Source organism: Neobacillus sp. SuZ13, from assembly GCF_030123365.1.
Lineage (GTDB): Bacteria > Bacillota > Bacilli > Bacillales > Cytobacillaceae > Neobacillus.
In genome coordinates, this window is record NZ_CP126107.1 from 2,085,281 (window position 1) to 2,098,330 (window position 13,050).

The 13,050-nt window shown below is 37.6% G+C and carries 12 protein-coding genes; 11 read left to right on the plus strand and 1 reads right to left on the minus strand.

Going from position 1 to position 13,050, the window contains the following annotated elements; genetic code table 11:
- Positions 1 to 4: 4 nt before the first annotated feature.
- Complete coding sequence (gene tkt, locus QNH17_RS10055; RefSeq protein ID WP_283878538.1) at positions 5 to 1,993, minus strand: transketolase; 1,989 nt, start codon at positions 1,991 to 1,993, stop codon at positions 5 to 7.
- 249 nt (positions 1,994 to 2,242) lie between these two features.
- Between tkt and QNH17_RS10060 the strand changes: the two genes are divergently transcribed.
- From QNH17_RS10060 to QNH17_RS10110, 11 genes are all read left to right on the plus strand, one after another.
- Positions 2,243 to 2,992, plus strand: a complete 750-nt coding sequence (locus tag QNH17_RS10060) for a DeoR/GlpR family DNA-binding transcription regulator (protein ID WP_283878539.1) — start codon at positions 2,243 to 2,245, stop codon at positions 2,990 to 2,992.
- Positions 2,993 to 3,697: 705 nt separating this feature from the next.
- Positions 3,698 to 4,705 carry a tripartite tricarboxylate transporter substrate binding protein gene (locus QNH17_RS10065; RefSeq protein ID WP_283878540.1) on the plus strand — a complete coding sequence of 336 codons (1,008 nt, stop codon included), beginning with the start codon at positions 3,698 to 3,700 and terminating at the stop codon, positions 4,703 to 4,705.
- 81 nt (positions 4,706 to 4,786) lie between these two features.
- Complete coding sequence (locus tag QNH17_RS10070) at positions 4,787 to 5,236, plus strand: tripartite tricarboxylate transporter TctB family protein (protein ID WP_283878541.1); 450 nt, start codon at positions 4,787 to 4,789, stop codon at positions 5,234 to 5,236.
- Positions 5,237 to 5,250: 14 nt separating this feature from the next.
- Positions 5,251 to 6,759: a tripartite tricarboxylate transporter permease gene (locus QNH17_RS10075; protein WP_283878542.1), complete on the plus strand. Its 1,509-nt coding sequence runs from the start codon at positions 5,251 to 5,253 to the stop codon at positions 6,757 to 6,759.
- A 167-nt stretch (positions 6,760 to 6,926) separates the two neighbouring features.
- A complete protein-coding gene (locus QNH17_RS10080; protein WP_283878543.1) occupies positions 6,927 to 7,169 on the plus strand; it encodes an HPr family phosphocarrier protein in 243 nt (80 codons plus the stop codon).
- A 127-nt stretch (positions 7,170 to 7,296) separates the two neighbouring features.
- Positions 7,297 to 8,355 (plus strand): Ldh family oxidoreductase, encoded by a 1,059-nt coding sequence (locus QNH17_RS10085; RefSeq protein ID WP_283878544.1) that lies wholly within the window; start codon positions 7,297 to 7,299, stop codon positions 8,353 to 8,355.
- A 126-nt stretch (positions 8,356 to 8,481) separates the two neighbouring features.
- Complete coding sequence (locus QNH17_RS10090) at positions 8,482 to 9,108, plus strand: fumarylacetoacetate hydrolase family protein (RefSeq protein ID WP_283878545.1); 627 nt, start codon at positions 8,482 to 8,484, stop codon at positions 9,106 to 9,108.
- Positions 9,109 to 9,499: 391 nt separating this feature from the next.
- Positions 9,500 to 10,348: a MurR/RpiR family transcriptional regulator gene (locus QNH17_RS10095; RefSeq protein ID WP_283878546.1), complete on the plus strand. Its 849-nt coding sequence runs from the start codon at positions 9,500 to 9,502 to the stop codon at positions 10,346 to 10,348.
- Between the two features lie 563 nt (positions 10,349 to 10,911).
- Positions 10,912 to 11,805 carry a DUF1932 domain-containing protein gene (locus tag QNH17_RS10100; protein WP_283878547.1) on the plus strand — a complete coding sequence of 298 codons (894 nt, stop codon included), beginning with the start codon at positions 10,912 to 10,914 and terminating at the stop codon, positions 11,803 to 11,805.
- 143 nt (positions 11,806 to 11,948) lie between these two features.
- Positions 11,949 to 12,650, plus strand: a complete 702-nt coding sequence (locus tag QNH17_RS10105) for an RraA family protein (protein ID WP_283878548.1) — start codon at positions 11,949 to 11,951, stop codon at positions 12,648 to 12,650.
- A gap of 169 nt (positions 12,651 to 12,819) precedes the next feature.
- Positions 12,820 to 12,978 carry a helix-turn-helix domain-containing protein gene (locus tag QNH17_RS10110; protein ID WP_283878549.1) on the plus strand — a complete coding sequence of 53 codons (159 nt, stop codon included), beginning with the start codon at positions 12,820 to 12,822 and terminating at the stop codon, positions 12,976 to 12,978.
- Positions 12,979 to 13,050: the final 72 nt, after the last annotated feature.

Here is a 13,050-nt window from a genome sequence, read left to right on the forward strand (position 1 = left end):
TAGATTAAAGTAGACTTTTTACAGTTCGAACAACATTTTCTGTCGTAAATCCAAATAGCTCCATGACTGCAGCGCCCGTTCCAGAAGCACCGAATGTATCAATAGATAATACTTTCCCTTCTGAACCTACATAGCGCTCCCATCCAAGGGAGATACCCATTTCAAGTGCCACACGCTTCTTAATAGCAGCAGGGAGGACAAGCTCTTTGTATTCTTTCGGTTGACGATCAAATAGTTCCCAGCTTGGCATAGCGACAACCCGAACCGATACATTTTCTTTTTCAAGTTCAGTTTTCGCGTTAATGGCTAATGACACTTCTGAACCGGTAGAGATCAAAATAACCTCTGGTTGGTCATTTGTTTGCGTTAAAATGTAAGCTCCTTTAGAAAGGTTGTCTAAATTGGCTTCTGTTTCTTGGAGCACAGGCAGGTTTTGACGACTTAGTACGAGGGCAACCGGACCGTCTGTTTGTTTTAGTGCATAAGCCCAAGCACTTGCAGTTTCATTTGCATCTGATGGGCGAATCACGGTTAGCCCTGGGATGGCACGAAGAGAAGCTAGCTGCTCAATTGGTTCATGAGTTGGACCATCTTCACCAACCGCAATCGAATCATGAGTAAATACATATGTGACTGGAAGCTTTTGCAAGGCTGCCAGACGAATGGATGGTCTGAGATAATCATTGAAAACAAAGAATGTGCTTACAAATGGCTTTACCCCGCCATGAAGAGCCAAACCATTTCCAGCTGCTCCCATTGCGTGTTCACGAACACCAAAGTAGATATTTCGTCCGCTAAATGATTCTACTGCGAATGCTGCGTTTTCCTTTATGTCTGTCATTGTGGAGTGAGAAAGATCCGCACTTCCACCAAAAATAGAAGGAACTGATTTGACAAAATGGTTAATGGCTTCCCCGCTTGCTACACGAGTTGAGATTGTTTTACCTGTTTCAAATGTCAGGATGTCTTCTGCATTTATTAAAACCTCTCCCGAGATGGCTTGTTGCAGTTCCTTAGCTAATTGAGGATATGTCTCTTGATAAGAATGGAATAATGCATTCCATTGTTGTTCTTGACCCATTCCTCTTTGTTTTAACTCTTCAAAATGAGCTTTAACTTCTTCCGGTACAAAGAAATCCTCTTCATAGTGCCAACCATATACCTGTTTTGTTGCAAGAGCTTCTTCTGCTCCAAGGGGATTTCCATGTGCCTTGTTTGTTCCTGCAACTTTGGGACTTCCATAACCGATAGTGGTTCTAATTTCGATCAATGTTGGTTGGTTTGTATTTTGTTTAGCTAATGTAATAGCTTTTGAGATTTCTGCTACATCATTGCCATCTTCTACTCGTAAATATTGCCAGTGAGCAGATTCTGTTCTTTTTTGAATGTCCTCTGAAAATGAAAGGTTTAATTCACCGTCCAAAGAAATATCATTTGAGTCATATAGTGCAATTAATTTTCCTAGTTTCATATGACCGGCCATAGACATGGCCTCATAAGAGATGCCTTCCATTAAATCTCCATCGCCAACTAGAGCATAGGTATAATGGTCAATTACAGGGTATCCATCCTGATTGAACTTTGCAGCTAAATGCGCTTCAGCCATCGCCATTCCTACTGCATTTGCCATCCCTTGCCCTAAAGGTCCAGTGGTCGCTTCAACACCATCTGTGTGACCAAATTCGGGATGACCAGGTGTTTTGCTATTAAGCTTTCTAAAACTTTTTAAATCTTCTAAAGATACATTGTACCCAGCTAAATGAAGCAAACTATACAACAAACTAGAGCCGTGTCCGGCAGAAAGAATAAATCGATCTCGATTAAACCATTTTGCATTTGCAGAATTATGACTTAGATGATTGGCCCAAAGTGCATATGCCATTGGAGCAGCCCCCATAGGCAGGCCTGGATGACCGGAATTAGCACTATTGATCGCGTCAATTGATAAGGTGCGAATCGTATTTACAGCTAGTGTTTCAATACTGTTATTCATCTTTTTTCCTCCTTTTATTTCGTGTGATTCTTAAATTGGCACAAAATGTGAGTATTAGGTTACTTGCTTCAAATGATTTCTTGTTTTTGCATATTAACGTAAGTTTTTTCTTATTCGTGAATATTTTATCTTTATAAACAAGAAAAAACAAGAATAATTTTGCCTATTTTAAAAAATAAATTGTGAATTCAAGAAAAAATAATATAATATAAGAAAAAACATGCAAAAACACGGAGGCTGATCATTGTTATGCTAAGAAAAGAACGACAAAGCAAAATTTTACAAATACTTGAAAAAGAAGGGAAAGTCGTTGCTAAGGAATTAAGCATGAAATGGGATGTTTCCGAGGACACAATTAGACGGGATTTAAGGGAAATGGATTCATTAGGTCTTCTCAAAAGAGTACATGGCGGTGCCTTTCCTGCATCTGCGAGCGCTTTAACATTTTCTGAAAGAACGGAAGAAAATATAGATGCCAAAAAAGAATTAGCCTTAAAAGCAGTGAAGATTATTAAAGATGGACAAGTTCTTTTAATAGATGGAAGTACAACCAATCTTTTTCTGGCTCAAGAAATTCCAATGGAGTTTAAAGGGACCGTTATTACCAATAGTCCCTCTATTAGTTTGGCATTATCAAAACATCCAAATACCGATATTATCCTTTTGGGTGGAACCTTTTTTAAGGAATCTTTTGTAACTGTAGGATTAGATGTAATTGAAGTGCTTAAAAATATTAGAGCCGATCTCTGTTTTTTAGGAGTGTATTCCCTGCACCCTGACTTTGGTATCAGCATCCCACATATAGAAGAGTCTTATGCTAAACGGCAGATGATTAAAAGTTCAAATAAGATTGCAACCCTGGTTACAAGAAGTAAACTTAATACGATTTCCAATTACTTGGTTGGTCCCGTTTCAGAACTTGATTACTTAATTACGGAAGACGGTCCGCTAAGTCATAATTTAAACAAGTACATGGAATTCGATATTGAAATCATTTGACGAGCTGCTCAAATTTAAGAGCGGCTTTTTTTTATGCGAATATAATAATGGACCTGCGGGCGTTTTCTGAAAATTTTATTTTTTTTGTTAAATCTATTTACTCTTAAATATAAGCGTGATACCATACTGTTAAGTAATGTTGTAAAAAAAATTACAAAAAGATAATTGTTAGTAATATTTACTACATAAAATATTCTTTTTACAATATTACTATCTTTAATAACAAAAGGAGGTCATATGAAGTAAGCATATTTCTATTTCTTCTAGACGGAATTTATTGGAAACGTTTTCTATGACACATTGAGTTTAGGGGATAATTTATTCAAAAAAGAATACGTTAGAGTTTAGAAGAAGTCTTAGAGAGAGGATATTTATCTGAAGTAAACTGATCATAACAAAAGGGATGGGTTATGGAAGTTGAAAATGCTAGTTTCCCCTTGGGGGAATTTCCTCCGATTAGAAGATTATTTTTTTGAAACGATGATTGTGGGTTAATGTTTCTTAAAAATGATTAGACGGATGCATAATCAGATAAAATGTAAGCGCTATAAAATGGGAGGGTGCGAATTGTCAAAGCAAAAATGCAAAAGTTAGCAAGTTTTATTTGAAAGACAAGTTTGCAGGCTTTATAACTAAGTACTGTCTCGAAGTAAATGACGCATTTAAACAGGCTTAAAATTATCCATTTATATGAGGGGGATATATATGAAAAAAATTCTAACATCTGCATTAGTGCTAGCGTTATCTGTTGGAACCTTGTTGGGGTGCACTGCTAAGACATCGGAAACTCCGAAAGCGGGTGAGCAAGCCAAAACTGAAAAATCGGATTATCCAACTAAGCCAATTAAATTAATCGTCTCTTTTCCTGCAGGTGGAGGAACGGATTTAGGTGCTCGTCAGTTAACGCCTTATTTAGAAAAAGAATTAGGTGTTCCTGTAGTCGTTGAAAATAAAGCCGGAGGAGGCGGTTGGGTCGGATATTCGCAATTGCTTAGTTCTGATCCGGATGGTTACACAATTGGGTATGTGAATACACCTGGCCTGATTACTGGCTATGTCAATCCGACGGCGCAAAGAAAAGAAAATTTGGATAGCTTTGAGTTCATTATTAATCACGTAAAAGATGCAGGTGTGATTGCTGTACGTACGGATGAAAAGCGTTTTACGGATATCAAAGGATTAGTTGAGTATGCAAAGAAACACGAATTGTCGGCAAGCAGTAATGGTGTTGCTTCAGGAAATCACATTGCTGCACTGCAGATGAACAAAGAATTGGGAACCAAATTTAGATCCGTTCACTTCGGAGGAACATCTGAAGCGATTACCGGTGTGCTTGGCGGCCATGTAGATGTATTAATTGCCAAGGTAGGGGAAGTCAAAGAACCCGCAGCAGATAAACAATTGAAGGTGTTGGCTGTGATGATGCCGGAGCGTGTTCCTCAATTTCCAGACGTCCCTACAGTGAAAGAAGCTGTTGGTGTCAATATTGAAAACTATTCAATTCGAGGTATCGCCGGTCCTAAAGGAATGGATCCTAAAATCGTAGCTAAGCTTCAAGCTGCGTTTGAAAAAGCTGAGAAAAATACAGAGCACGCCAAGAAAATGAGTGATATGGGGCTAAATATCGATACCACCGAAGGTCCAGACTTTAAAGAAATGTTAAAGAAAGAAGAAACCAATGTAATAGAAATGAAGAAATTGTTGGGTTGGTAATTTAACAGAATACTAGGCTAGCGTTAGTCTTGAGCAAAACGTCAGCCTAGTAAAGCTTTTAGGGAAAGGATTTGTTTTCGATTGAAAAATTTAGGAATTTACCTTAGCTTATTCTTCCTACTCCTTGGTGTCATTGTTTTTTCACAATCATTTACGATGGGATATTATAGCGAATACGGTCCAGGACCAGGCTTGTTACCACTTTGGACTGGCGGTTTGATAATATTATTATCCTTATTCTATCTTTGGTTTTCGATCAAAAAGGAAATCATTCTCTTTGCTAAAGTGATGCCAAAAGGAGAAGGGTTCATCAATGTATTAACTTGTATGGGCTCGCTCATTCTGTTCATGATCATCGTTCCCTTTACGGGTTTTCTCATTGGCAGTTCGATAACACTATTGCTGCTGTTTAAGCGAGGATACAAATGGCCTTGGGCTATAGGGTTATCGGTAACCGTTTCTTTTGTTGTATTTGGATTATTTGATGTGTTATTGCAGGTTCCACTGCCTGTAAATGAATTTGGTTGGTAGGAGGACAGGTTGATATGGAATCAGTAGGTTTTTTACTTGGAGGATTTGAAACGGCGCTTACTTGGACGAATTTACTTTATTGCCTGGTCGGGGTCACCTTCGGAATGTTAATTGGGGTATTGCCAGGACTTGGCCCCACTGCCGGAACCGCATTGCTTCTGCCGTTGACGTTCGCACTTGAACCGGTTTCCGCCATAATTATGTTATCTGGAATTTACTATGGTTCGATGTATGGCGGTACGATTACTTCCGTACTTATTAATACGCCGGGGGAAGCAGCATCTCTAATCACTTGTTTGGATGGGTATCCGTTAGCAAAACAAGGTCGAGCGGGAGTGGCTTTAGGAAGCGCCGGTATTGGTTCTTTTATTGGAGGTATCATTTCGATTATTGGTCTAGTGTTGGTGGGGCCGATTTTGGCTAAACAGGCACTCAAATTTGGTCCGCCAGAATTTTTCGCGATGGTGTCATTAGGACTCGCGTTACTTCTCGGATTAATGGGAAAATCGTTGCTAAAAGGGATTCTTGGAGCGCTGTTTGGATTATCTTTGGCATTTGTCGGACAGGATCCAAGTTCAGGAATTATCCGGTTTGCTTTTGGTGAAGCCCATCTCATGAATGGTTTCGATTTTATATCGATTGCTATGGGGCTTTTTGGTTTATCTGAATTATTTTTGAATGCAGAGGCAAGCATGAGTTCAAATGCTGAAGCGCTTCCGAAGGTTCAAGGTCTCCTTCCCCATCGTGAGGAGTGGAAACCGATGATGAAGTCCATTGGGAGAGGAAGTCTTTTAGGTTTCTTCATCGGATTAATTCCGGGGACTAATTCCGTTATTCCAACCATTTTGAGCTATTCCATGGAGAAAAAGTTGGCAAAGGATCCTTCCCGTTTTGGTAAAGGGGCGATAGAAGGAGTTGCTGGTCCGGAAACGGCTAACAATTCCTACTGTGGTGGTGCGCTAGTGCCTCTATTTACACTGGGAATCCCAAGCTCCCCCGCCATAGCCGTCTTATTAGGCGCCTTTATCATGCATGGTCTGACACCGGGGCCAATGTTGTTCCAAAAGAATCCAGAAATGGTCTGGGGAATTATTGCAAGTATGTTCGTTGGGAATGCGATCTTGTTGATTATGAACTTGCCGATGGCCAATTTCTGGGCACGACTGACGTTGGTTCCATATCGTCTACTTTTCCCCATCATTTTGATGATTACCATCGTAGGAACTTACAGCTTGAATAATAGTTTGTTTGATGTAGGTGCGATGTTAGTGTTTGGTATCATAGGCTATTTCCTGAAAAAAGCTGAATTTCCTTTGGCTCCAATCATTTTAACCTATGTATTAGGAGTTCTCTTAGAAAAAACCTTATTGCAGTCGTTAACCATTTTTGAAGGAAGTTTCTTTGGATTCTTCACGCGTCCAATCTCTGGAACGATTCTAACCATTGCGATTATTTCTATTGTTTTCAGCATCGTTGCTTCTATGAAAAATAGAAGATTAGTTACCGAAGATGTAGAGATGTAATCCAATTTGGTGGAAGGAGATGTATTAGGAAGACTTTATCTCCATTTTATGGGCATTTTGAATTCTGTCGACCTGCTTACAGCAGACCATGACGTGATGACCGATGGGCAAGTACCTTATTATCAAAAGTTGATGTTAGATCTTCATTAAAGTATGGAGGCATAAAAATGAGTATTATTACGACAACCGCTATTGTCGAAATAAATCAAACAGCTAATAATTTCCAATCGAGTATTGTTCTCCGTGTTAATAACCGAAGTCTGGATGTAAAGAGCATTATTGGTTTGAGTGTTACCCTTATTACTTCTAATGAGTATCATCTTGAAATTCATGGGACAGATGAAGAGGAAGCAAAAAAACAAATGGTTAATGTTTTTCAAAAGCACGGATTAAAGGTAGAACTAATTTAAATTTGGATGTTTATCTCGAGTGTTAAAAAGCCTGGGAACTGACCCCCAGGCTTTTAAATAATGTGAGGGTTTGCAGTAAAGTGAACTCGATTCCTTGTTGCTAGGAATAATGAAAGGATGGGTAACGTTGTCTGAATCTTTTACAAGAGTAAATAAAGAAGAGTTGGAACGGTTTGTGTCCAATGTCTTTCAAGTTGCAGGCTTGAACGAGGAACATTCTTCGACAGTTGCAAAGCATCTTGTACTTGCAAATCTTCGGGGAATTGACTCCCATGGGGTAAGTAGGGTGGATATTTACACCAAAAGACTGGATTTAGGCGTAACGGCAAAGACGACAGAAGGAAAGGTAGTAAAAGAATCTGCCGCGAGCATGTTAGTTGACGGAGGAAATGGTTTAGGCATTATTTTGGCAACGAGGGGAATGGAAATTGCGGTTAAAAAGGCGAAGGAAGCTGGGATCGCGGTTGTCGGGATTAAAAATTCATCGCATTGCGGAATGCTGGCGGACTATACCATGTATGCAGCAAAACACGATTGTATAGCTTTAGCCACCACCAATGCACCATCTAGCATGGCGCCTTGGGGAGGAAGAGTGGGCTATTTTGGTACGAATCCCTTTTCCTATGGAGTACCTGCAGGTGAAGAGCAGGATATAGTTTTTGATATGGCTACTAGTGTGGTAGCACGAGGCAGAATTACACTTGCTCGTAAAAATAATCAGCAAATCCCATTAGGATGGGCCATTACAAAGGATGGTCACCCAACCACGGATCCAGTCGCTGCGGCAGATGGTTTGGTACTTCCCGTTGGAGGACCCAAAGGGTATGGACTTGCCTTTTTAATGGAGGTATTATCCGGTCTTTTAACGGGAGCAGCATTTGGTCCGTATATTGCGAGTTTATACAAAGATTTAGACAAAAACCAAAATGTTGGCCAATTTTTCTTTGTCATGAGAGCGGATTTATTCGAAGAGTTAAAAGAATTTAAGAACCGCATGGATCAAATGATTAGAGAGGTCCGCCATATTCCTGCTGCTGAAGGATTTGAAAAAATCTATTTGCCTGGAGAAATCGAATTAGAACGGACCGTGGAGAGGCAAACAATTGGAATCCCCTTATCAATTCATATTTTGAACGAATTGGAAGCAGTCGGAAGACGATATGGACTTCCTTTTCCTTTTAAATAAAGAATATGCGAAGGTGAAACAAGTAGAAAGAATTTACAAATTTCATTGGACTGTTACTTGACAGGAAGTTCATTTTTAGTGGATGGTGGAATGGTAAAATCAATCTAGGAAAGAGGTAGGACAAAAATGAACGCAATTCAGAACATCTACTGTGTAGGTCGAAACTATAAACTGCATGCCCAGGAATTAAACAATGAAGTGCCAACATCTCCATTTCTTTTTGTCAAGCCAACTCATTCTCTTATATTGGCGGATGGACGTGATGTGAAGCTGCCAGGCGATCGGGGGGCTGTCCATTACGAGGTGGAACTAATAATTCATATCAGCAAAGAATATGAAAAGGGAATGAAGGTTGAGGAGCTTGTTGATCGCATAGCACTAGGCATTGACTTTACTCTTCGCGACGTTCAAAGCGAACTGAAACAGAAGGGTTACCCTTGGTTGCTTGCTAAGGGTTTTCCTAACTCAGGCGTGTTGACGAAGTTCATCGAATTTCCAGGAGTTGAAGATTGCAAAAAAATTGATTTTTCTCTTATGAAAAATGGCGAACAGGTACAACGTGGCAATATCAAAGATATGCTATTTGACTTGAGAACCATTATTGATTTCGTAGCCCTTAATTTTGGATTGGGGAAAGGCGATATTATATTTACTGGGACACCTGCTGGTGTAGGAGCTGTATTAGATGGCGATCGTTTCTCGTTAAACTGGGGACAAGAGGAGCTAGGCAAATTTACAGCTAAATTAGGTTGAGTTAGAGGAATCTTTCAATTTGGCAAGTAACGTAGAAATTAATTTAAAATTTTTATATTGGTTTTTCGTTCTCAGTAGAAAAAGGAGAATAGGGCATTAAAATGACCATGTTCTCTTTTTTTCTATTAGTAATTTCCTCTTATTTTTTCTCCGCTGTTTCTTAACTATTTCTTTCACCAAAGCGACGCTACCAAACGATGGTTTTTCCTTATCTTTTGGTATAGGAACCTTTTGTCTTCCCTCTGACGTCTAGGAAGTATATTTAGTTCTTTTAACATTTATGATAGTATGTGGCAGGCAAAACCTTTATAGATTTCATATCAAAGTAATAGAAACTTTATGGTATGATGTAGAATATGTACCGTTATCATTACAATATAGGAGAAAAGTCATGAAAACGAATGTAATACAATTAATTCAAAATAAGGCACCTGAATTAACCGAATCACAACGTAAAGTAGCCGATTACATAATCAAGAATGCGATGGATGTTGCTTTTTTAACAGTTGATCAATTAGCAGGACTCGTAGGAACGAGTACAACTACGATTATGAGGATGGCTTTTAAATTAGGATTTTCGGGTTATGCAGAATTTCAAAAGGAACTTCAAGAACTACTTAGAAATAGGGTTGATCCTCAAACAAGGTTGCAAGTAAATCTGAAGGAAATTGATGAAAGCGATTTATTAGTGCGTTGTGCAGAAAAACAAATAGAAAATATTCGTTCCACAATGGATCTCATCGATAGCCAAACTTTGAATAAGATGATGGATATGATTTGTTCTGCCAATCAGATTTATTGCTTGGGTTCTAGAACAAGTAAGCCAGTTGCTCAATTTTTAAATCAAGGATTCAATCGATTGTTTGGTAACAGTCATTTGCCAAATGAGGATGAGTGGCCAGAAAAAGTAACTAATTTTTCACCGTCAGATTTAGTGATAATTATCAGTTTTCCAAGATATTCAAGCAAAATGATTAACATGGCGAGAGTCGCAAAACAAAATAATGCGAAGATTATTTCTATTACTGACGGATACTCATCTCCTCTAGTGGGTTATACCGATTTATTACTTCCTTGCAGTTACCAAAGCATTGCTTTTCACAATTCCATCATTGGACCAATGTTTATCGCTGATTATCTTATTAGTGCAATTGCAATTAATTACTCAGATAAAACAAAAGAACGCTTTAAGTCAATTGAACCAATCATTACCGATTTGGGCTATCACTATTTGGATTAAGGGAAAAAGGATGACGTAAATCTATTGAAGATGTTCATGGGATTGCGGATTTATTAATATAGTACTTTATACAATATTTAAATTAATTACTTATTGACTAACAGGAGTAAGTTTAGAATTTTTTATTTCTTTATGGGACTCCATAAATAACTGAAAGTCATTCTGAAACGAAAAGGCCATACGTGGAAAGTTCACGTATGGCCTTATTTTTATATATTAAATTCAGAAAAGTGTAGCAAATTCAGTAATGATTAATGTGAATTTTACTTATTTTCAAAATTTATATAGTGAAAAGGTTTACATGTAAACAAAACGATGATAATATTAGGGTGTAATAAATATTACATTTTATTTACTAGTTGTTATTTTTACTACACAAAAAGCATTTTACTTTAGGAAAAGTTTATAACCATATAGGATTTTCACTGCGTTAGGTAAAATGTCCATTTGCAATTTTGCTATTAGTTATACAAAAAGAAAAGCCTAAAAATGAGGAACCTGAATTAAAGTAATGAAAACCAAAATCAGAAGCTTTTGTATTAAAAGAGGGAGGATATATCAAAATGAAATTAGGGTTTATAGGGTTTGGAGAAGCAGCTTTCGAAATGGCGGCTGGACTAAAAGTACATGGTTTGGAAAAAATAGCTGCATATGATCCGCTCTGGAATCACCCCGTGTACGGAAAACTTGTCCGTGAACGTGCAGAACAAGCACAAGTTAAACTGGAAAATTCGTTAGAATGTTTATTCAATTTGGAAGAAATCAATATCCTGATTGTCGCTGTGCCTGCAAATAAAGCATACGAGGTTAGTGAGACAGTAAAACCATATATTAAAAACGAACTTGTGTATATCGATGTATCTGCTTCAAGCCCAAATGTTAAGCAAAATATTAATGATAATATCAAGGAGAAAGGAGCATATTTCGTTGATGCAGCGATGATGGGTCCTTTGCCAGTTTATAAACATAAAGTACCAATTTTAGCAAGTGGTAAGGGAACGGATGCTTTTATTGATTTTATGTCCCCATATGACATGAATATTACAAAAGTAAGTGAAAATCCGGGAGATGCATCTGCCGTAAAATTAATTCGCAGCATCTTTATGAAAGGCTTACCTGCTCTTTTGCTTGAAATGTTAGAAGCTGCAAGTGAGTTTAATGTGGAAGAACTAGTCATTAACTCTCTAAGTGAAACCATGAATGCAAAAACATTTGAAGAAACTATGAATCGTTTGGTAACTGGAACTTCTATTCATGCATTAAGAAGATCGATTGAATTAGAAGGGTCGATAGAAATGCTAGAATCCTCAAATTTGAGTTCCGTGATGAGTAGGGCAGCTAGAGATAAACTTAAATTGTTGGCAGAAATAAATTTAAAAGAAAAGTTCCAAGGAAAGACCCCCGAAAGCTGGTTGGATGTAATAACAGCTTGTAAGGAGCAAGACTTGATATCTTAGCATAATAATAGTTTGTAATTTTGATAGATCTTTAATTGAAATGTAGTTGATACTAAAGCTATTTATCACTCTTAGTCTTAATTGTAAAACCCTTAAATTAAGATATGAGAGAGGATAGCTTATAAAGAGAGGAATGTATAAGAATGAGTGTTGGAAATAGGGTATTTTTGAAGAGAGAGTTACCGGATCAAAATATAATAGAAGGTTTTAAAACAATTCCAGCGGCGAATGTTGCAGATTGCATGGGAAGATTAAGTGCATTAAGTTCAGAAATAAAACTAATGTCCAATCTTAAAAATGGAATAATGGTTGGTGTAGCTCTAACAGTAAAAGCGCGTCCGGGAGACAACCTTTTATTGCACAAAGCTTTAAATATGGCTTCTGAAGGTGATGTTATTATTGTTTCAAATGAGGGTGACCGTACACAAGCTCTCATGGGAGAGATTATGGTTTCCTACGCGGAACACACGAAAAAAATTGCCGGGTTAGTATTGGACGGACCGATTCGTGATATTAACGAGATTTCAAAAATGACAATTCCAGTTTATGCAACGGGAACGACACCAGGAGGTCCTTATAAAGAGGGTCCAGGAGAAATTAATGTTCCGATTGCCTGTGGGGGTATTCATGTTAGTCCAGGGGATATTGTCCTAGGTGATTCTGATGGTGTTATTGTAATACCTAAAAATGATGCCGAACAAATTCTAAAAGATGCACAGATTGTATCCGCCAATGATCATAAAAAATTACAGGCAGCCATAGACGGATCTGCAAAACGAGATTGGGTAGACGAAACACTAATGAAGAAAAATTGTGAGATTATTGATGATATATATAAATCTTAAGTAGTAAAGAAATTTTGCGTTTGGGACTGTAGTAATATTTACATTATTAAAATTAAATAATGTAAATATTACTATTATGTCTAAAAAACATAACAGAAAAGCATTATAAAGTTTCATAAATAAAAAATGATAAAAAAAACGTTGTAGTTCAATTTACGGAGTTGAAATCATGATACGTATAAAATATATAAAAGAGTTTAAAATACAAGTTTGTAAAGAAGCTATTAACAAAGGTAATGCAGCAAATATTGCTCGTCACTATGAGCTTTGTCCCAAAATGGTGAACCGTTGGGTTAAAGAATATAGAAACGGAAAATATTATGGCTAAACAATTATTCTAATAAATGGAAGAAATTTACGAATTGTATTAGATTGATAATGTATCTAGAATAAGGTATAA